The sequence below is a fragment of the Larkinella rosea genome (genome assembly GCF_003858635.1).
Lineage (GTDB): Bacteria > Bacteroidota > Bacteroidia > Cytophagales > Spirosomataceae > Larkinella > Larkinella rosea.
This window is the reverse complement of record NZ_RQJO01000007.1, coordinates 832119-853437: the sequence shown is the minus strand read 5'-3', so window position 1 is coordinate 853437 and position 21319 is coordinate 832119. Positions and strand designations below refer to the sequence as shown.

The 21319-nt window shown below is 48.6% G+C and carries 13 protein-coding genes; 10 read left to right on the top strand and 3 right to left on the bottom strand.

Annotated elements, in window-relative coordinates; translation table 11 throughout:
- Positions 1-69 precede the first annotated feature (69 nt).
- From EHT25_RS03785 to EHT25_RS03760, 6 genes are all read left to right on the top strand, one after another.
- Positions 70-1989 (top strand): TonB-dependent receptor plug domain-containing protein, encoded by a 1920-nt coding sequence (locus tag EHT25_RS03785; RefSeq protein ID WP_124870875.1) that lies wholly within the window; start codon positions 70-72, stop codon positions 1987-1989.
- Entirely contained in the window at positions 1986-3095 is a 1110-nt protein-coding gene (locus EHT25_RS03780) for a YncE family protein (RefSeq protein WP_124870872.1), read from the top strand. The genes EHT25_RS03785 and EHT25_RS03780 overlap by 4 nt, the downstream gene beginning before the upstream one ends.
- 49 nt (positions 3096-3144) lie before the next feature.
- Complete coding sequence (locus EHT25_RS03775; protein WP_124870869.1) at positions 3145-3840, top strand: Dph6-related ATP pyrophosphatase; 696 nt, start codon at positions 3145-3147, stop codon at positions 3838-3840.
- Positions 3841-4486: 646 nt separating this feature from the next.
- Positions 4487-5614 (top strand): hybrid sensor histidine kinase/response regulator, encoded by a 1128-nt coding sequence (locus tag EHT25_RS03770; protein ID WP_229311428.1) that lies wholly within the window; start codon positions 4487-4489, stop codon positions 5612-5614.
- A 53-nt stretch (positions 5615-5667) separates the two neighbouring features.
- Positions 5668-8904: a sensor histidine kinase gene (locus EHT25_RS03765; protein ID WP_124870866.1), complete on the top strand. Its 3237-nt coding sequence runs from the start codon at positions 5668-5670 to the stop codon at positions 8902-8904.
- 217 nt (positions 8905-9121) lie between these two features.
- Positions 9122-10225: a hybrid sensor histidine kinase/response regulator gene (locus tag EHT25_RS03760; protein WP_124870864.1), complete on the top strand. Its 1104-nt coding sequence runs from the start codon at positions 9122-9124 to the stop codon at positions 10223-10225.
- A gap of 127 nt (positions 10226-10352) precedes the next feature.
- Here the strand turns inward: EHT25_RS03760 and EHT25_RS03755 are convergent, their stop codons facing one another.
- Positions 10353-10784, bottom strand: coding sequence for a YbbN family protein (locus tag EHT25_RS03755; RefSeq protein ID WP_229311427.1), 432 nt, complete (start codon positions 10782-10784; stop codon positions 10353-10355).
- Between the two features lie 82 nt (positions 10785-10866).
- Here EHT25_RS03755 and EHT25_RS03750 point away from each other — a divergent pair, with 82 nt between their 5' ends.
- Positions 10867-12489, top strand: a complete 1623-nt coding sequence (locus tag EHT25_RS03750) for a sensor histidine kinase (protein ID WP_124870861.1) — start codon at positions 10867-10869, stop codon at positions 12487-12489.
- Complete coding sequence (locus EHT25_RS03745) at positions 12467-13513, top strand: response regulator (protein WP_124870858.1); 1047 nt, start codon at positions 12467-12469, stop codon at positions 13511-13513. The genes EHT25_RS03750 and EHT25_RS03745 overlap by 23 nt, the downstream gene beginning before the upstream one ends.
- 138 nt (positions 13514-13651) lie before the next feature.
- Here EHT25_RS03745 and EHT25_RS03740 read toward each other — a convergent pair whose 3' ends face one another.
- Together EHT25_RS03740 and gyrA are read right to left on the bottom strand one after the other, a co-directional pair.
- On the bottom strand, positions 13652-15088 hold the full coding sequence (locus EHT25_RS03740; RefSeq protein ID WP_124870855.1) for a tetratricopeptide repeat protein: 1437 nt from the start codon (positions 15086-15088) through the stop codon (positions 13652-13654).
- Positions 15089-15159: 71 nt separating this feature from the next.
- Positions 15160-17709, bottom strand: coding sequence for a DNA gyrase subunit A (gene gyrA, locus EHT25_RS03735; RefSeq protein ID WP_124870851.1), 2550 nt, complete (start codon positions 17707-17709; stop codon positions 15160-15162).
- 500 nt (positions 17710-18209) lie between these two features.
- On the opposite strand from gyrA, the gene EHT25_RS03730 reads away from it, so the two are divergent.
- Both EHT25_RS03730 and EHT25_RS03725 read left to right on the top strand, forming a co-directional pair.
- Complete coding sequence (locus tag EHT25_RS03730; RefSeq protein ID WP_124870849.1) at positions 18210-18629, top strand: response regulator; 420 nt, start codon at positions 18210-18212, stop codon at positions 18627-18629.
- A 272-nt stretch (positions 18630-18901) separates the two neighbouring features.
- A complete protein-coding gene (locus tag EHT25_RS03725) occupies positions 18902-21286 on the top strand; it encodes an ATP-binding protein (protein WP_185731276.1) in 2385 nt (794 codons plus the stop codon).
- Positions 21287-21319: the final 33 nt, after the last annotated feature.

The window sequence follows — 21319 nt, the reverse complement described above, 5'->3', positions numbered from 1 at the left end:
TCCCGTAGAGACGCGATTAATCGCGTCTCTACGGGAATCAGGCAATCGATTTTAAATTGTTGACACACTATGCGGTTTAGAGACGGGGTTTTCCTGTCCTTGCTGGTCGGTTCGTTTTCTGTTGCAAACGGACAAACCAGCGGTACAGACCAAACGTTGCCCACGGTAACGATTCGCGGATCCACGCCCGAACGGTTTTCGGCGGGTCAAAAAACGCAGCGGATCGACTCGGTAACGCTGGAACAATTCCGTTTTCAAAATCTGACGGATGTTTTGACCTATACCACACCCATTGCGTTCAAAATATACGGCACCGGCCAACTGGCAACGGCCTCCTTCCGCGGAACCTCGTCCAATCACACGGCCGTTCTCTGGAACGGAATCAATATCAACCAGCCCACGCTCGGGCAGACCGATTTTTCAACGCTTCCCGTTGCCGGTTTCGATCAGTTGGCGGTTCAATACGGCTCATCGGCCAGTTGCGTAGGTTCCGATGCAGTCGGTGGCAGTATCCTGTTGATGAGTAATCCAAAATGGAAACAGCCCGGTTTTCTGATTTCGGCGGGACAAAAAGTCGCCAGCTTCCGAAATTATACGACTCAGGTGGGTGCCAAGTTTGTCAGTCCGGCCGGAAAAAACAGTCAGATCGCCGGGAAAACCTTCTTTTATACGACCGATGCCCACAATGATTATCCCTATCGCGAACGCGGGAACTACTTTGTCGAGCAGTCGATCACGAAACAGAAGGGCTTTATCCAGGACCTGTATATTCGCAATCGGAAAAATCAGCAATTGTCGGTCAATATCTGGCTCACCGACAATGACCTGACGGTAACCCCCTTCGACACGACTGTCCGGGAGCGAACCCGCTCGCAATCCTACCGGTTTTTAACAACCTATGAGACGAACAAACTCACGCTACGGCTCGGCTGGATTCGGGACATCATTGATTATGCGCGCGGAAACTTTACCAATCCCAGTCATTCCGAAACCGATCGACTAATCAGTCGAATAGAACGGGAATTTACGATACCGGTAAAAACCGGACGGATTTCGCTACGGGTAGGGGGAGAATGGTCGCACTACCGAACCCGGGTGGATGGGTATGGCGACCAGCCGATTCAGGAAAATCGCGCCGATCTGTTTGCCCTGGCGCGACTGGAACTGAGTCGCTGGTTGTTTTCTGCCAACCTCCGGCAGGCCTTTGTCACGCGCTACGATCCACCGATTACGCCATCCGTCGGAGCCGAATACCTGATTATAAAAACCGCTCAAAGTAGCCTGACTGCGAAAGGATCCATCGCCCGAAGTTACCGCGTTCCGACCCTGAACGAACGGTATTGGAAAGTATTGGGCAATCCGGACATTCGGCCGGAAAATGGATTCAATCTGGAAGCCGGTATCGCGGAACAATGGCGGCCGAACGAGCGGTTTTCGCTTTCAACCGAAACAACAGTTTTCCGAAACCGCATCGACGATTGGTCGTACTGGAATCCGGACTATGGGTATCGCGTTGAAAACCTTCAACTGGTGGTCTCCCGTGGCCTGGAGTGGAATGGTTCGCTGAATTACATGACACCCCGCTGGCAATCGGGCCTGACGCTTGGGTACGCCCTGAACCGCTCGAGCCAGGAACGGGTTTACAACGTCTACGCGCAGGATATCATTGGGAAACAACTTGTCTATGTTCCCAAACACACCGGACGGTTTTCGGCCTATGTTGCCCACGGTAAAAACCGCCTGACTATCCAGAATCAGGTTAATTCCCGGCAATACATCACCTTCGACAACATTCAGTTTTTGCGCGGTTACCTGCTTACAAACGTCTTGCTGGAAACGGAGGTAAAACTCGGACCGGTCGAGACGCGCATTCAGGGACAAATCAATAATCTGTTTGATACCGTCTACCTCAACGTCAAGCGCAACGCGATGCCGGGGCGCCATTTTTCCATTCAATTAATCTGTAATCTGAATACCACAAAACAATGAAGAAAACAAAAACCGCATCATCGGTCCAATTGAAACTAGCGCTGGGTCTGCTGGTAATTCTGAACGGGTCCTGTACCAACAATTCCGATGATCCAGCTGCTGTGCCGTACGGTTCCGGTGTGCTGGTTGTCAATTCCGGTAATTTCACTGACAACAACGGTACGATCACGTATTTGCCGCCTTCAGGTGCAACCGCTTCCTACGATATTTTTAACCAGGTGAACCAGCGATCGTTAACCGGCGGAGTACAAGGCTATACCGAAGCGGATGGCAAGGGGCTGATTTTGGTGGATAACACGACGGCGCGTCAGGATAAAGTTGAAATTGTGGATGCGAATACCTTTAAATCGCTGGCAACGCTGAAATCGCCGGAAATTGAAAACCCGCGTTCGGCGGTTCGGGTGAGTGCCAACAAGGTATACGTCAGTTGCTGGGATGTTTCCGGCGATTATTCCAACGGCACATTTTACAAAGATCCAGGTTATATAGCCGTGGTGGATTTAACGACCAATACGGTAACGAAGAAAATTCCGGCGGTGAAAGGAGTGGAGACCCTCATCCTGGCGGGCAGCGAGGTATTTGCCGGTTCAACGGGCGGTGTCACCCAATTGTCGGTGATCGACATAACCACCGATCAACTCAAATCCGGTATTGAAATTGGGGCCAATCCCAATCCGGTGGCTGTCGATGCGAACGGCAAGTTGTGGGTCTATTCGGCGGGGGAACTGGTCCGTGTCAATACCCAAAACAAGGTTGTCGAAAACCGCCTGAAAATTGGAACGGACAAATCGAAATCGCCATCGAAATTCCGGCTGAGTGCCGACAAGCAGTATTTTTATTTCGTCGGTAGTTATTACGATGCGAATTACAAGGAATTTGGCGATTTGTACCGGTTTTCTGTAAACGATACGAGTGTGCCGACCACGACACCTTTTATTAAGCGATTATTCAGCGGTTTGGACATTGATACCAAAACCGGCATTATTTACGGTGGGGTGACCCCGTCATACAAACAGGCCGGTTACGTGTTGCGCTACCAATCCAGCGGAACCTTGATCGATTCAGTCAAAGCTGAGATTGCACCTTCCGCATTTTATTTTAAATAAAACACTGTAGAGACGCGATTAATCGCGTCTCTACACCGAATTTACCTGTATGAAGAAAGCCATTCTTAGTTGGAGCGGGGGCAAGGATTCGGCCCTCGCTCTCTTTTTTTGCCGTCAGTCTGCCCAATACGAAATCGTCGGACTCCTCACCAATGTCAATAAAGAGTTTGGCCGGGTGAGTATGCACGGTGTTCGCACGGAACTGATCGAAATGCAGGCCGAAGCCCTTGGATTGCCGTTGTACACGCTGGAATTTCCGGGCGATGTCTCGATAGAAATTTATCATTCACTGGTAGCTCAGCGATTGACGGAATTCAAAAATCAGGGAATCACGCACGTGATTTACGGCGACATTTTTCTGGAAGACTTGCGTCACTATCGCGAACAACAGCTGAACGCGATTGGCTTGCAGGCGGTTTTTCCGTTGTGGAATCAAAATACGGTGGTATTGCTGGCGAAATTTGTTCAATCGGGGTTTAAAGCTGTGCTGGTTTGTGTCAACGAAAATTACTTACCAAAAACCTGGGTGGGTCGCGAACTCGATGACACGATTTTAAATGATCTGCCCGCGAGCGTCGATCCGTGTGGCGAAAATGGCGAGTATCATTCGTTTGTTTACGACGGTCCTTTATTTACAAAACCGGTGGCATTTCAGCTGGGTGAAACCGTTCGGCGCTCGTATCCGAAAACCGGCCAATGGGATACGGATTTTATCTTTCAGGATTTAATCTCTGCTAAACGCTAAAATTCCTTTGCTTGACTCTGCGAAACAACACTAACTGTTCCACGTGAATCCATAAATCGTTCATTAACACTATATTACATAATTACCTATCTATCAGAATATTACAAGGTTATTTAAAGCTTTACTATAGCCATATTTAATTGTTGTATAATTTATATTATGTTAACTAGCTTTATTATATCCTCCCTTGCATTACTAAGAAATCCAACTTCAAAATTGCGGTTTCAGATTTTTTGGTATCCAAGAGTGTCTCCCTGTAAGGTCCGTTTTGCTAAATCAGGTTTTTCCAAATAATTAGTAAGGTTTCGTCAGACCAATGCAATTCCTTTCGTTCAGCTACGTCGCTTTTTTGGTGTAAGTACTCCTTCAGCGAGCTAGAAAAATGTTTTCAGTTGAAGCTTATTTTACACGATTGCCGACTAAGTTTATTACTTCTTAACTAATCCATTACATTTTGACCTGTCAATTAGTTATATAATAGTTCCTGATCTGGGCCATCCAAATTATTGATTTTTATCAATATAATTTCTCTTTTAGATCAGAAAGACCCCTCCCCTTTTTACATAATTTTGTCCGATAAGTACGCATCCTTTTCAGATTGAACCTTCCAGGAACTTGTTTTTAATTGTCTGGTAGTCAATGGTTAATGGCCTATAATATATCTCTATTCATCTTAATTGTTTTATTCAGTATGTCATCCCAGATTCTTATTATTGAAGACGAAGAACAAGTACGTGAAAATGTGGCCGAATGGTTACGCCTGAATGGATTTTCGGTTGAAACAGCACCCGATGGCAAACAGGGAATTACCCAGGCTATTCTGGCGCGACCGGATTTAATTCTCTGTGACATCATGATGCCCAATATGGATGGACTTCAGGTTCTGGAAACCATTCGTACCAATCGATCTCTGGCCAATACGCCCTTTATGTTTCTGACGGCCAAGAGCGACTTGAAGGATCTGCGGTTTGGCATGGCTATGGGGGCAGATGACTACCTGACCAAACCGTTTACTGGCGAAAGTCTGTTACAAGCCGTCGAAAGCCGCATTACGCGGGAAGAATTAAGAAAAGCAAGCTTACAGGCTCAACTAACGGAACAACATCTGAAGATTGCCCAAATTTCCGGAAACGAATATAATACTTCGCTGGATGGGGTTATTGGGATGTCAACTTTTCTGATAAACCATCTCGACGAATTTGAAAGTGAAGATATGGTTTCGATGCTGGAGATGATCCGGGTCTGCGGATTGCGGCTGAAACGATCCGTACAAAATCTAACACTCGTGGAGACTCTTCAGCTTTTGAATCCATCTCACCCAGACTACCGGTTTTATACGAATGGCTCGACATTCATTTCCGCGAACCTGATTAAAGAGCAATTCCGGTTAGTAGAAAACCGTCAAGACCTGAAAATAAGCTGCCGGGTCAATGTGAAGGAAACAAAACTGGGCATTTCTGAGGAGAATCTGATCACTATTTTGCAGGAACTGCTTGACAATGCGGCCAAGTATTCGGACCCTTCAGGGATCACCATTGACGGCTATCCGGAGGGAGAAGGCTACCGGTTGATTATTTCCAATAAAGGACCGATGTTCCGGCTGGTTGAAGATACTGTACTAAAGACGAGCCGCCAACTTGGATATGATCGCGCGGGTTGCGGTCTGGGTCTGATCATTGTAAAAAAGCTGGTTGAACTGAACCAGGGATCCATCTCTATCGCAGGGTATCCGGATGGTTCCACCAAAGCAATGGTTTGGCTACCCTCCAGGTAGTAACGGAATTAATCAGCTTCAATGGCATCCAATAGCCATTTTATCCTACGTTCATGCGGCAATCCGATAATAAAGGCCACATCCAGCAGTTGGAAAGTATTCTGGACAGTGTTCCGGTTGCGGTTCTGTATTGTGAACCCTTTTTAGACCACGAGAAGGTTACGGATTTTCGATACATCTGGGGCAATAACATGGCCCATGAGTTGTTGACGTTAAATCCGGCCCAAGTTCAGGAAATGACCATGTTACGGCTTTATCCCGCTTTAGTAACGAATGGCATTTTCGACCGGTATGTTCAGGTCTACCAAACCGGCGAATCCCAGCGCTTTGAGCGGGAATACCCGATTGGGACACAGCTTCGCTGGGTCGAAGTTTCGGTCAGTAAAAAATACGATGGGCTGTTGATTACGGCCTTGGACATCACCGACTCGAAGCACCGCCAGCACATTCTGGAACAGAAAGGCATGCTCCGGCGAATCAACCAACGATTGGAAGGACTTCGGGCGATCGACCAAGCCCTGTTAAGCCCTCGATCAACGGATCAATCTCCCCTCTTGATGGCCATGCGACATATCAACGCCATGGTGCCCTGCGAACGCCTGACGGTTTTCTGGATTGACGAATCCAAGGGGATTGCAACCGCCGAATGTCGATTGGCGGAAGGGGTCTTGGAAGCGAATCCCGGCGTCAGTTTTTCGACCCACTACCTGCTGGACCTGGCCCAACCCATGGGCCAGGCAACGTATTTTCCGGTCATGCGACCCGACACGGCCGGAATTCCTCCCGAACTGGGCCTGTATGGCAGGGGCTTCCGGTCACTGGTCGTCCTGCCACTCTTCCTCAGGCAAAAGTGCATCGGTGCGTTTACCCTCCTATCCGTAGTTCCTAATTTCTTTGCAAACGAACACTTGGAGATTGCGCAGGAAGTAGCCAGTCAGCTAGCCATTGTTTTGTCCCAGCAGCACCTGGATGAGCAGATTAACCACTACACTGAACAATTGGAACTGCGAGTGGCCGAACGCACCCGGGAAATCACTCAGTTGTCGGCAATGCAACAGGCGATCCTGGAACACGCCGGTCAGGCTATTCTGTCGACGGATATTCATGGGGTCATCCAGACGGCGAACCAGGCCTGCGAAAAATTATTGGGCTACACAGCCGAAGAACTGATTGGCCGCGTTTCTCACATTGAATTTACCTCAGCAGACGATCCGATTCCGCTCATTTCCTACCGGCAAACCGAGTCGTCCGGCCCCGCATCGGATTTTTTTCAGCTTGCTTTGGCTTCACAGGGCTATTTCTACAGTGAATGCCTGGCGATCGACAAAACCGGCAACGCCATTCCCATCCTTCTGGCAACCAGTATATTACAAGACAACGAGCATAATCTGATCGGGTATGTAGGGATCGCAACGGACATTTCCGCATTAAAAGCGGCCCGGACCAATCTGGCCGAAAAGGACCAAGAGCTGAAGACGTTTTTTGAAGGGGCACTGGATATGCACTGCATCATCCGTTCCGATGGCTCAATTCAAAAAGTCAATCAGGCCTGGGAAATGACACTGGGTTATTCGGCGGAAGAACTGGTTTCGGTTTCATTGATTGATTTAGTGCATCCTGCCGAGCAGGCATCCGTCGCCCGCAATCTCCGCGATATTATCCCCCACCATCCGATTCGCTGCCAAATCAATCAGTTCCGAAAAAAAGACGGTACTTACCGGGTGGTGGAATGGAACGCTGTCGGAGTCAATAAAATCATTTATGCCTCCGCCCGTGACATCACCGAACGGCAGGAAGCGATGACGCAGCTTCAGAAACTGAATCAGCGGCTGCAACTGGCTACCCAGGCTGTTGGGCAAGGAATCTGGGAGGATGATCTGGCTAACAATCGCCTGTTTTGGGATCAACGCCTTTGGGCGATTCACGGGTTTGAGCATGAGCAGCCCGACTGGAGCCTGACGAAATACATGGAAATCATTCACCCGGATGACCTGCCTTCTTTCCTAAATAACTCCCACCTGCGGGTGGAAGGCAATGTGATTTCGAACGTGGCCCGGATCTTCCGGCCGGATGGCGTCATCCGTTACGTGGAAAGCAAAGGATTGCTGATTCGGGATGCCCGGGGGAATCCGGTTCAGGGTCTGGGCGTAGCCTGGGATGTTACCGAACGAATTGAAGCCGAGATCGCGTTGCGGGAAAGCGAACAGCGATTCCGCCAGATCGCGGAAAACGTCGACGAAGTGTTCTGGATTTATTCGGCGGATCCCTACCAGCTTTTGTATGTCAATCCGGCTTATGAACGCATCTGGGGCTGCTCAAGTCAGGCATTGTATGAGAATCCGGCCAGCTTCCTCGATGCGGTTCTGGCAGAAGACCGCCCGCTGGCGGTAGCCTTTCTGCAGCGGATGCAATCCGGTCAGGAAGTGGAAGTGCAGTACCGAATAACCGGTTCCCAGCCCGGCCACCGCTGGGTATCGGTCCGGAGTTTTATTAAATGGGATGACAACGGAAAACCCTTGCGGTACATCGGAATTGCCAACGATATTACCAGTCAAAAAGAGAAAGAAATCGTTTTACAACAGACTTTGGATCGGGAACTGGAGCTGAATAAACTGAAATCCCAGTTTGTTTCGACCGCTTCCCACGAATTTCGAACACCGCTGATGACCATCCAATCCAGCGTCGACTTGATCCGCTGGTACATAAACCATCCCGCAGCAACCACTCATTCGTCCATTCTGTCCCATCTGAATATTATTCAGAAAGAAATTCAAAATTTTGGCGATCTGTTGTCCGACATGCTGACAATTGGCAAGATCGATGCCGGAAAAACGGTTTTCCAACCCTACTGGATGGATATGCTGGAAGTATGCCGTCAGGTAATTGCCACCCACTTCAGCCAGCAGGGCCGAACGATCCAGATACGGGTTTTCGGAACACCCGGCAAGGTATTTGCCGATGCTAAATTAATCGGCCATGTCCTCGTCAACCTCCTTTCGAACGCCGTTAAATTCTCGATCGATGGCGTAAAACTTTTTCTGACTTTCCAGAAAAGCCAGGTCACGATTCAAGTCATTGACGATGGAATCGGAATACCGGAGGCCGATCTTCCGTCTTTGTTTCAGGCATTTTTCCGGGCTCGAAACACAACCGGCATCCATGGCACGGGTCTGGGACTCGTCATTGCCCGTCAGTTTGTAGAATTGCATAGAGGAAGTCTGACGATCGAAAGTCAGGAAGGCCAGGGCACTACCGCACGGGTTATCCTACCGAATGAGCTTTCCACTTGAAAAATACCGCCTTTCGGGTATAGCCGGTCAATTCAAATTCCTTGTTTTTTGCCAGCCCAAAGGTTAATTTTTATCCATTCACCAGTCAAAATTTGCCTGATAAATAATCATTTATAACGCAATAATACCGATTCAGTTTTCCTTAGCTGCTTCAGCGTTTAACGTTCGATGGTGAACATTTAAGAAATATCTCTATTTTCCAAACTACTTGCCTGGCATGTCGACTCAGATTTTAGTTATTGAAGATGAAGCACAAATTCGTGAAAATATTGCCGAATGGCTGTGCCTGAATGGCTTTACCGTTGAAACAGCTTCTGACGGAAAGCAGGGAATAACACAGGCCGTCCTGGCCCGGCCGGACCTGATTGTCTGCGATATCATGATGCCAAACATGGACGGTTATCAGGTTTTGCAAACCCTTCGCGCCAATCGCTCGCTGGCCAGTATACCTTTCCTGTTCCTGACAGCCAAAACCGATATGAAAGATTTGCGCCAGGGCATGGCTTTGGGTGCGGATGACTACCTAACCAAGCCATTTACGGGTGAAAGTCTGTTGCAGGCCATCAACAGCCGATTGGAACGTGAAGCCCAGCGGAAAGAAAACCTTCAGGCTCAATTGGCCGAACAACACCTTCAGATTTCCATAATGGCCACTCATGAATACAATACGCCCCTCAATGGTATAATCGGCTTTTCAACACTTTTGGTTAACAACCTGAGCGAGTTCGACGGGAAAGAAACCGAATCGATGCTGGAGTCGATTCGGATTTGTGGTTTACGGCTAAAGCGATCGCTGGATAACGTTCATCACATGGATACCCTCTACCATTTGCATCCTTCCCATACGGCATACCTTTTTTTTACCAGTGGCCAGACAACCATTGATCCAGAAATTGTAAAAAAACAGTTTGAATGGGTGCAAAAGCGTCAGGAACTGAAAATCGATTCGAAGATCGAGGTAGCAACGGCATCCCTGTTGATTTCACAGGAAAACCTGTCCACGATTCTGGACGAGTTACTTGACAATGCCGTCAAGTTTTCGGCCAACCTGGGACTGACCGTGTGCGGGTACTGCGCACCGCACGGCTATCAGCTTATCATTTCAAATCAGGGTCAGGAATTTAAACCCGAAAATATTGCACAGATTGCACCTTACACCCAGTTCAATCGAAAAAACTATGAACAACAGGGGTTTGGTCTTGGGCTATCTATCGTAAAAAAACTGGTTGAATTAAATAAGGGTTCTATATCGATTGGAAGTTATGCCGATAACTGGACCCGGGTGAAAGTCTGTTTGCCCCTCGCGGGGGATTTTAGCTGAAGCAGAACCCGCATATCCTGATTCAACCGATTAAATAAATCAGATTTCAGTGGTTTTATAGTGAAAATCTGCCCATAAAAATCTTCAACACTACAGCTTCCTTCACCATCTGTTTTATTCAATTTAATCAACTGGTTTGCAAGCGTTTAGACAGGAGCGTTAGCAATTCTTCGTCGGTCATTCCGACCTGCCGCCACAGTTCAACACCCTGCCTGACGAGCACGAAAGAAGGAGTTTGAGTTATTTCAAAACTTCGGAAAACGTCTGGTTGAGTGGCTTCATCAATCTTCAGAACCCGCGCCTGATTGCCCAAATGCTGTTGCAATGAATTTGCCAGTGAGCGCACAGACGCCCGTTGTGAGCGGGCAGTTCGTTCCGGCGGCATAAAGATCAGCAAGACCGCTTTAGCAATCGGAGCTGGATGTGGGCGTGAATCGCTGTATTTCATAATCAAGCCGTTTAATCCATAATCGATTTTTTTCCAAAATAGACGTAAAAATCTGGATTTAGCCGGTGCAATAAACTGACTTTTATCAATTATAATTATGATATATTTCAATTTGTAAATAGATTATAAGTATTTTTGGTAAAAGACTGATTTTACCAGGAGTCAACGCGAGATAAACTAACGACCTACGGGTATGTTAAAAAGCTTATTTGCTGAATCATTAGTTGATTTGCTTTTCGAGAAAAGTGACGATTTCATTGCCATTTTCGATCTGAGTGAATCAAAATATATTCGGGTAAATCAGGCTGGTGTTCGTATGCTGGGATTTGCTTCAGAACAGGCCTTGCTGGATGATCCAATCCGGTCCCGATCCCTTCGAAATAATGAGCTGGACAAAGAATACCGGAGCTCTCTGATTGACCAACTCGTTGAGGAAGGCAGTTATGAAGAGACCATTCAAATTAAACGTCAGGACGGCAGCCTGTTTTGGGGACGGTTAAAGACCACCACCTTTACAAACCGGAACCGCCCCTTTTCGCTCATCCGGGTGATTGATCAGGAGCGGTTGCACCAGGCGGAGCACGAACTCGAGCACAGCATTCAACGGAATAAGGCCATTTTCTCCAATGCCACTATCGGTATTATCGTTTGCGACCAACAAGGCCGGATCGTCTCGGCCAACCAAATGGCCGAGACGATTTTTGGTTACACGACCACTGAGTGGTCCGCTCTCACCATCGAGCAGTTGGTTCCGCGCCAGATCGGGCAATATCACGAAAAGCTACGGCATTCCTTCAATCTCGATCCCCAAGTGAGGGCAATGGGTCACAACCGCGACCTCAATGCCCGTCGAAAAGATGGTTCCGTTTTTCCGGTGGAAGTTAGTCTGAGTTATTTCCGGTTGGATGAAGAATTGTATGCCGTCGCTTACATCATTGATATCACGATTAAAAAAGAAACGGAACGGCAACTGCTCACCCATCAGAATCATATCGAGCAGCTAAACGCCGATTTGGAACAAAAAGTGACCGATCGTACGCAGGCACTTTTGAGTACGCTGGAGCAGCTGGAGAATTCGAAAGATGAATTGGCCAAGGCGCTGGCCATCGAGCGGGAACTGGGAGATTTAAAATCCCGCTTCGTCTCGATGGCTTCCCACGAGTTTCGCACACCTTTAACGGTTGTTATGAGTTCGGCCACTTTAATTGAGCGCTATACGACAAGTGAACAAAATGCACATCGACAGAAACACCTGGATCGTATAAAGGTATCCGTCAACCATCTGAATGATATACTTGAAGAATTTTTATCGTTGGGCAAGCTCGAAGAAGGAAAGGTAACCGCCCATGCCGTCGAGGTCGATTTCAGGCAGTTAATGAACGAAATTGTGGCCGATCTGCAGGCCACATTGAAACCGGGTCAGGTAATCGAAAGCAGCCTGTCATGTCCGGATCTGATCAGGATCGATTCGTCGCTGTTGCGTAAAATCCTGGTCAATTTGCTTTCAAACGCAGTGAAGTATTCCGGACCCGGTTCAACGGTTTTTGTAAGGGTCCATTGTGAGGAAAACGAAAGGCAACTGCGGTTATCGATTAAGGATCAGGGCATGGGGATTTCCAAAGAAGATCAGGAACATCTGTTCGAGCGGTTTTTCCGCGCAGCCAATGTGACCGATATATCCGGTACGGGTCTGGGCCTGCACATCGTAGGCCGATACGTCGAATTGATGGGCGGTGAATTGACGTTACAAAGCGAATTGAATCAGGGTACCACCGTTACCTTAACCCTCCCCTATGAAAACCATTCTCCTAATTGAAGACAATGAAGGGATTCGGGAGAATACCGCCGAAATTCTGGAGTTAACCGGTTACCGGGTCTTTACCGCCGAAAATGGTAAAATAGGTGTTGAAAAAGCCCTTGCCCACAAACCGGACCTGGTTATTTGTGATATTATGATGCCAGTCCTGGATGGCTACGGCGTACTCCTCATTTTCAATAAAAACCCCGAACTGGCCGGTATTCCGTTTATTTTTCTGACGGCGAAAACCGAACGAAGTGAATTTCGAAAAGGCATGGAACTGGGGGCCGACGACTACCTGACCAAACCGTTTGAAGAGTCGGAACTGCTCAGTGCAATTGAAGGACGGCTCAACCGGTTTGTGAACCTAATGCCCGTCGATCCCCTCCAGCAGGACGGTTTTAATCAGTTCCTGAACGAGGCCGGGAAAATTGATAATTTACATAGTCTTTCGATTGACAGAAAGGTAAACACCGTACGTAAAAAACAGTTTGTCTATTCTGAAGGTGATGAACCCACGCGGCTGTTTTTCCTGAAATCCGGCAAGGTTAAAACCATTCGGATCAATACCGAAGGGAAAGAGTTTATCACCGGAATTTATAATTCGGGCGACTTTTTCGGTTATCTGGCCCTTCTCGAAGGAGTTGACTATACGGATTCTGCCGTTACACTGGAAGACTCCCAACTCGTTTATATTCCTAAAGGTGATTTTCAGGCGCTGGTATCGGTCAACCCGGAGATTAGCAGTCAATTCATTAAAATGCTGGCGAGTTATGTGGGTGAGCGGGAACAACAACTGCTGAGCATGGCTTACAATTCCATCCGGCGACGGGTAGCTGATACGTTGTTACGTCTTGCCGTGCAAGAGCCCGATGGGATTATTCAACTCTCGCGAGACAATCTGGCCGCTGTTATTGGCACTGCCACCGAAACAATGATTCGTTCGCTTACCGAGTTTCGGCAGGAAGGCTACATTGAAATTTTACCTTCGGGTGGTATTCGTGTAATTTTACCGGAAAAACTTCGAAAAAACACCTGGTAATCCAGGGAACACTGCTGTAAAGTCACCTCCTGTTAACCTGATTATTCCAGGCTTCCAGCCAATCCTCTTCTCAACCACTGGAGAACGAAAAAGCCCCGGTTGGCAGACCGGGGCTTCAATCGTAAAATTCAGAATCGTTTACTTGCTTTCGATACAGGGAACTTTCTTTTCTTCAAACTGCTTCAGAATGTTCTGCAGGTTCGTCAGGTTTTCGTTCAGGTCCGTATCGGTATCTTTTACCGATTTAGCTTTCTCGAAATACGGTAAAGCCTGTTTGAATTTACCACAAACCTGACCTTCGATTTCTTTGCCCTTTGCCTGGTATTCTTTCATATCCATGGCTTCGAGCTGTTTCCGGATCAGAATGGCTTCGTTAAAATAAGCCGCGCCCAGGTTGAAGTTTGCATCGAAATTGTTGGGATCAACAGCCAGCGCCTTGGTGTAGTATTCGCGGGCAGCCGCCCGATCATCGGCCACGCTTTTGGTCAGTTCGGCAATTTTACCGGCCTGATTTCCGGCAGCCTGTGCTTCTGCAGCCTGAGTCTGCACATCCTTCTCCAGGTTCGCAACCTTCGTTTTGGAATCATTGATCATTTGGGTAACCCGCGCAATCTGATTCTTCACATCGGCATTCTTCGGTTCTTTTTTGGCGCGGGCCGACAGACGGGTCAACTCAGTCTGCGACTCCTTCAGCACGACCTTCTCTTCTTCCAGCTGTTTGGCCGCACTCGGACCTTTCCGGGCACTTCCGCTGAGCTTTGCTAATTCATCCGCCATTTTGTCCTTCCGGTTGTCATACAGGCTGGCGATCGTCAACAAGTTATTCAGGTTGTTCGGTTCTTTACCCAAAGCGGTTTTCAAATCGGCAATCGCTTCGTCTACTTTTCCCGACGTAACCAGAATGCTCGTTTTCTGGGTGCTCAGGTCTTTGGTGTTTGGTAAAGTAGCGATTCCTTTATCGATTGTAGCCAGGGCTTTCTCGATTTCCTTATCCTGATAATACAAACTGACCAGCGTTGTATAAACCGATACGTCTTTCCCCCCATTGGCGATATACCGTTCAAACTGGGCTTTTGCATCGCTCGGTTTGTCGGTATTCTGGGTGAAGATCCCGGCATACAGAGCCGCCGTCGTATCCTTCGGATTGATTTCACCGGCCATGGACATCAGCCGGGCTGCGTCTTTGAAATTTTTCGCCTGGTATTTGTAGATACCCGAGTTCATGAAGGCCTGGAACATGGTCTGTCCTTTCATGGCTTCCTCGGCTTCTTTAGCCAGTTTACCCGGGCCACCGGATTTCTTATCCTTATCTAATTCAACGACTTTCTTGTAAGCGTCGTAAGCAACCGTTGCAGCATTCGAATCCAGTTTTATGGCCTGTGTCGCAATATTCTCATACGTTTTAGCGCGATCCATCCAGGTTTTGGGCTTGACATTGGCTTTCTCGTCGGTGATTGCCTTGTCGCTTTTTTCCTTCTCACTTTGGAAAGCTTTTTCCGTCAGAGCATCAATCTGTGCATACGATGCTCCTACTGATAATAATCCCGCCAGTAGAAAGAACGAGAGACGTTTCATATGACTAAAATTTGTGGTTAAAATTTATTTCTGAATTAATTTTGGAAAGTACTGAATAATTTATGGGATTATCAAGCCATTTGATCGGACGCTGATTCATCCGAACTGTCAACCGGCGCTTCCGGCAATGCCTCATTTCCCTCAATTTCAACATCTTCCTCACGGGCAATCCGGGTTACGGACGCAATTTCGTCCCCATCACGCAGGTTGATCAGCCTCACGCCCTGGGTGTTCCGGCCAATGACCCGAACCTCATCCACGTGCATCCGAATGGCCGTTCCCGATTTCGTTATGATCATCATATCGTCCGAATCGGTTACCTCCAGAATGCCAACCAGATTACCGACTTTGTCCGTTACCTTCAGGGTACCAACCCCTTTCGCACCCCGGTTGGTCACCCGGTATTCATCCAGCGGTGAACGCTTGCCGAACCCTTTTTCCGAAACGACCAGCAACTGGGCATCTTCGCGACCGATGCAAACCATGCCGACGGCTTTAACACCCGCATCCAGGTCGATTCCCCGAACACCGGCGGCTGTACGGCCCATCGGGCGAACCCGGATTTCGTTAAACCGCACCGCTTTGCCTTCGCTCGACGCGATGACAATGTCGTTCTGACCGTTGGTCATACAGACATTCAACAGTCGGTCTCCCTCCTCTTCGTTAATCGTAATGGCGATGATGCCATTCTGCCGTGGCCGCGAATACGCTTCCAGCAGGGTTTTCTTGATCGTTCCCTGCTCCGTACACATCACAATATAATTGTTGTTGATGTAGTCCGTGTTTTTCAGATCCTTTACATTGATCACCGCCCGTACCTTGTCGTCGGATTCGATGTTGATGAAATTGGCCAGCGGACGACCTTTCGAATCGCGCGCCCCTTCGGGCAATTCATACACCGGCAACCAGTACAACCGCCCTTTCTGGGTGAAAATGAGCAGGGTGTTGTGCATCGTTGCCATGAACAGATGCTCCGTAAAATCGTCTTCCTTGGTTTTGGCCGCCCGCGAGCCGACTCCTCCCCTGCTTTGGGTCCGGTATTCGGTCAACGGCGTCCGTTTGATATAGCCTTCGTGCGAAATGGTAATCAGCATTTCTTCGTCGGCAATCAATGACAAATCGCTGATATTACCATCGCCGAGCATGTTGATTTCCGTCCGGCGCGGATCACCGTAGCGGGCTTTCAGCTCCAGGAGTTCATCCCGGATAATTTGCAATTTCCGTTCTTCACTCGCCAGAATGTCGCGCAAATCGGCAATCAGACGGGCCAGTTCTTCGTATTCGGCGATAATCTTATCGCGTTCAAGTCCGGTCAACCGCTGCAAACGAAGTTCCAGAATGGCTTTGGCCTGAATTTCTGACAGCTGAAACCGTTCGATCAAACCATTTTTAGCCACTTCCGGATCGCGCGAACTCCGGATCAGTTCAATCACTGCATCCAGGTTATCCAACGCGATGAGCAACCCTTCCAAAATATGCGCCCGTTTTTCGGCTTCGCGCAGTTCATACTGAGTCCGGCGGGTAATCACCTCCTGGCGGTGTTCCACGTAGTACCGGATCATGTCCTTCAGGTTCAGCAAAACCGGTCGGCCTTTCACCAGCGCGACGTTGTTGATGTTGAAAGCGGACTGTAACTGCGTAAACTTATAGAGGTTATTCAATACGACATTCGGAACGGCGTCACGCTTCAAATCATACACAACGCGCAGACCGTCGCGGTCCGACTCATCCCGAAAGGCAGAAATTCCTTCAATCTTTTTATCGTTGATCAAATCCGCCGTCTTCTCCAGCATCATGGCTTTGTTAACCATGTAGGGAACGTCAGTCACGATGATCTGGGTTTTACCCTTATTTTCTTCGATGGTTGCGTGAGCCCGCAGCACCACCCGGCCCTGTCCGGTACGAAACGCATTGCGCACCCCTTCCATACCATATATAGTAGCTCCCGTCGGAAAATCCGGTGCGGTGATGTGCTCCATCAGTTCATCGATGGTAATCTCATGGTTATCGATGTAAGCGACAATCCCGTTTACCACCTCCGTCAGGTTGTGGGGTGCCATGTTCGTGGCCATCCCAACGGCAATTCCCGACGAACCGTTCAGCAACAGGTTCGGCAGTTTTGCCGGCATAACGGTCGGCTCTTCCAGCGAGTCATCAAAGTTCGACTGGAAATCGACCGTTTCTTTGTAAATATCGACCAGCAATTCTTCGGCAATTCGCTTCAGACGAGCTTCCGTATACCGCATGGCGGCCGGAAAGTCACCGTCGATCGACCCGAAATTCCCCTGGCCATCCACCAGCGGGTACCGCAGTGACCAGTCCTGGGCCATCCGCACCATCGTTCCGTAAACGGACGAGTCGCCGTGCGGGTGGTACTTCCCCAAAACCTCCCCGACGATCCGGGCTGATTTTTTAAATGGTTTGTTATAATTCACGCCCAATTCAGCCATCCCGAAAAGCACCCGGCGGTGAACCGGTTTCAAACCGTCACGGACATCGGGTAAAGCCCGGGAAATAATAACCGACATCGAATAATCGATGTAGGCCCCGCGCATTTCGTCTTCAATGTTAATTGGAATAATGTTACTGGAGTTGTTCTGTTCTTCTGTCTCTTCTGCCATAAGAAGTCAATTCTCTGTCCGACAATCCGGACGAATCGATGGTTAAAAAGTGGAACCGCCCGGTTGGTAGCTATCAGACGGGTTCAGGCTTGTTCAACGGTCGCCTAATCATACAAATATGCAAAAAAATCGCCACAAATAAAAGCATTTGCCGCGTGAAGTGCAATTTCGTTCCCCGGGAACCGCCATCCGGTTTTCCGGTTTTCCGGATCGTTCCTCCTGTCCCATCCAACCGCCCTTTTATTCGGGATCCGAAATGAAATGGTGCCGGTTACTTTCCGGAGCGTTATGGGTAGCGCCCGAAACACACACGCGCTTTACATCAAAAAATACGGCGGCAATTCCCATTTCACACATATCTTACCAAAAAGTGAGTTAATATAACAAAAGAAAGCGCGTTTGTGGATTCAAAAAGTTTGTCAGGGGATAAAATTGTATTTGATATATATTAGCTATATTTGAAAAGACAAGCTGAAGGAAGCTGTTTACAACCCGTTTCAATGGCCAGCAAATACCGCATTATCATTACAGACGACGACGACGACGATCGGCTATTGTTCAAATCTGTGTTGGATACAAAATGGTCAGATTGCGAGGTTGCGTTTGCGGGTGATGGGGTTGAATTGCTCGATCAGCTGACCGATACCCGCCGATTACCCGCCTTGATTTTTCTGGACCTGAATATGCCGCGAATGGACGGGTTTACGACGCTCGATGAACTGCGGGCCAATCCGGCCTACCGATCCATCCCGGTTATCATTTTTACCACCTCGTCTCTGCCGGAACACATCTCCCGTTGCTACGAACTGGGGGCAAATTCGTACCTCATAAAACCACCTGGCTATCAACAGCTTACTAATCTTATTGACCAAATCAGAACCTTCTGGTTTAATACCGCCCGCATCCCGGCCAATACCTAAAATTGTCTCCCTACAAACTTTTATCTTATTTTAAATACGGTAACATTTGTTGGTTCCCCGTGCGAAACCGGATAACCAGCGGATTTCTTTCATACGGTAAAAATCCTGACAACTTTCCGTTCATATACAAGAAACGATCATTTTTGGACTTAAAATTGAGGGGGTTTTTATACCTGATTACCGCAGAAATTTTTGTCTGTTAATAAACAGGTAAATTCACTCAACGTGGAAGGCAGTTCAGTCGCATGAAAGGGTATTTTTTTCCAAACAGAATGACGCCCATTCTCCGGGGGCTCATCGGTTTGCTCGTCATTCTGTTGGCAGGCTGCTCGATGTCGGGGTCGTCAACGAAAAACGTTCCGGCCCCGCTTGCCCGGCAGGGCCTTCTTGACCTCCGTTCGTACCCGTTTGATCATCAGTTTGTCGATTTAGACGGGAACTGGAAATGGCACTGGCAGGCCTTACTAAATCCAGGTGATCCCGAAACCGGGTTTGAATACACATCATTTCCGGAAATCTGGAACAAAAAAACCTGGAAAGGACAACCGCTTTCCTCCTTCGGCTATGCAACGTATACCCTAACCGTTTTAGTACCACCCACACCGCTCCCGCTGGGGTTGCGCTTACCCGACACGTATACTTCCTACCGGTTATTCGTTAATGGAATCGAACTCGCCCACAACGGCTCGCCCGGTGTTTCGAAAGAAACCACGACGCCATTCTGGGCATCGCAGGTAAAAACCCTGCCGCAAAACCTGGATACGCTTCACCTGGTGATCCAGGTTGCCAATTTTCACCATTCGAAAGGCGGTATTTATAAATCGATTCGGCTGGGTCGGGCCGACCTCCTGCTGGGGAAACTAAACCGCGAATATGCCCTGAATTTTATACTCACGGGCTGCCTCTTTATGGGCGGCCTGTTTTTTCTCGGGTTATTCTGGTTTGGACGCCATGAGAAATCCATCCTTTATTTTTCCCTATTCTGTCTGCTGTATAGTTACCGGATTGTCGGCTCCAATGCGTATGCCCTGCACTCGTTATTTTACACCGGTTGGTCGATAACGCTTCATCTCGAATACCTATCGCTGTTTCTGAGCATAGCCGTTTTTGCATTATACACCGGTTCGCTCTATCCCGAAGATACCAACAAATCCATTATTCGGGGATTAGCGGGAATCTGTTTTGCTTTTGCCATCGCAACCGTTCTGTTTCCTCCCTCTGTTTTCACCCGGCTGATTACGCCATTTCTGGGCCTGATGCCGGTTTACATCGGCTACGCTTTTTACGTTTACTGGCTGGCAACCCGACGCAAACGCCCCGGCGCAAGCTATGCATTGATGAGCACGGGTGTGCTGCTGATCATATTCGTGATCATTTTACTGCAATATTTTCAGGTTGCCTTTCCCGAAAATCTAGTGTTGTTTCTGGGTTACCTCGGCTTCTTTTTTTTCCAGTCACTCGTCCTTTCCTTCCGCTTTGCCAATACCCTCAAACAGGCCAAGGAACAGGCCGAAGAGGGGCTGCGGGCCAAGAATGAGTTTCTGAACACGATGAGCCACGAAATCCGGACACCCCTGAATGCAGTGATCGGGATGACGCATTTACTGATACAGGATAAACCGCGCGACGATCAGAAACAACCCCTCGACGTGATGCTTTCTTCGGCCCGAAACCTGCTTCACATCGTCAATGATATTCTCGATTTTAATCGGATTGAGTCGAACCAGTTCATTTTACAGGTCGTTCCGATGGACCCGGCCCGAATTTTGCAGCAGATCGTTTCTGATTTTGAACCCGCTGCGCGTGAGAAATCCCTTCAGCTGAGTTTGTCAATCGATCCCGCATTCCGATCCACCGTTGGTGGAGATCCAGCCCGATTCGCTCAGGTCGTATCCAATCTGGTGCACAACGCCATCAAATTTACGGAACGGGGACAGGTGAAGATGAGCCTGCACGTCGAATCCCAAACCACCCAGGACTGTTCCCTCCACATTGCCGTTGAAGATACCGGAATTGGAATACCCCTTGAAAAACAGGAAATGATCTTCAACCGGTTTACGCAGGTCGACTCGTCGATGTCCCGGATGTATGGTGGAACCGGGCTTGGCCTGACCATTTCCCGGCGGATTTTAGAACTCCAGCACGTCGATCTGTACCTGCAAAGTGAACCGGGAAAAGGCTCCCGGTTTTATTTTACGCAGGTATTTCCGGTGATGGCTCCCCCACCGGACAAGCCGGAAATTAAACCGGTGCGAAAACCGCTGTCCAAAGACAAACCCCTCCAGGACATCTGCATCCTGCTCGTCGAAGACAATGCCATGAATGTTTTGCTGGCGAAAAGCGTTCTCGACCGGTTGGGCGCTTCGGTCGAGGTGGCCAACAACGGCCGGGAAGCGGTCGATATGCTCGATTCGTCCCGGCATCGGCTGATTCTGATGGACCTGCAAATGCCGGTAATGGACGGCTACGAAGCGACGCGGTTGATCCGTCAACGGAAAGAAACCCTGCCGATTATCGCCCTCACAGCCAGTCTGGCCCAGGAAGTTGATGAAGACGCGAAACAGGCCGGGCTCAACGAAATACTGGTAAAACCGTATAATCCGGGAAGTCTGATGCAGGTCATTGTGCGCCATCTGAAGCTTCAGGATCAGGATTAATTCCATTCCACGGTTATCGTTCAGAAATCAATT